At 43.3% G+C, this 1,155-nt stretch carries 1 pseudogene; it reads right to left on the bottom strand.

The annotated features are described in order from the left end of the window. Positions 1-720 precede the first annotated feature (720 nt). Positions 721-1,155, bottom strand: a pseudogene (locus J5224_RS35940) (hypothetical protein); the annotation flags it as partial.

Consider the following 1,155-nt stretch of genomic DNA (forward strand, 5'->3'; position numbering starts at 1 on the left):
ACCGTTTTTCTAAACCTAATGCACATGGTTATCCACAGAAGTAGTGGATAACTCCCACAAGCCCGCATGCCTGCTGCGTTAGTGAAATATCTTATCGCTATGGGGCTGCAGGAAATCAGGATATTTTTAGCGTTTTTGCGAGGATTTCACATCTGCATGGTTTTTTGCCGTTTTGCACAAAAAAGCGTCTTGGCGCACAAACTGGAGAGTCGAAGTAAGCAAACGTCAATCGAGAACAGAGTGACAGGCATAGCAGGAATTTGACCGCGATTTTGCGCGACCATGGTTTCGAAGCCCCATGGCCTTAAAATTATCGCAACCTAACAGACTTCGTGTTATAGGCGTGTTGGCTGTGCTCCTCAACCGGCCCATCGATAAACCTTATCTTAAACAAGACTGCCGGCAAATAACGTTCAAATCTATCCCCTAAGATCCTTTACCTGTGGCTATCATGAGAGCGTTCACAGGTGCGTAGCGGCTCCGAAGCGAACACGTAGGGCATGAGGGGGTCTAGCCCGACCCAAGACCAGAGTGGCAAACAATATCACCCTAATGAAATTGACGCTTCAGCGATGGGGAAGATATCTTCTCGGTGTTTAATAAAATACGGCAACGTCAATTGATATTGAAGGGAAATAAATGCAGCGGCATCTCATAGTCCAGTGATTGACCTATGAGATGCTTTTATTAACGCGTTTAAATACGATCTTTGATAGAAAATTATTTCCAGGATGGCTGAACAGGGATATCCTTACTTGATACAGAAAAAATCCCGCCTTCCTGTATGATATTGTTCACATCTTGAATATCAAGGAAGCCCAGAGCTTCATCTATAGCACTATCGACAGGATCATACTGTATATTAAGGGTACTAATATAATCCTCAACATTATCATCGATATAGTGATCATCGAACGCAAAGCAAGTATCCTCTCCATTGTCTTTCACAATGGTACTTGACGTATTCGCACCCCGCCTCATCATCGTTGTTGCGAGTGAAGACTTAAACTTATCACTCGGAACCTCACCTTTTTCCTCATGTTTACCCTTGCTGACGGTCACTATAACCATACCGTTCTCATTATTATTACCCGGCAGAGTAAAGGTTACTTTACAACCTTGAATGTCATTCAAAGCAATAGTTCCTGTACTTGT

The organism is Candidatus Symbiopectobacterium sp. NZEC135 (genome assembly GCF_025962695.1).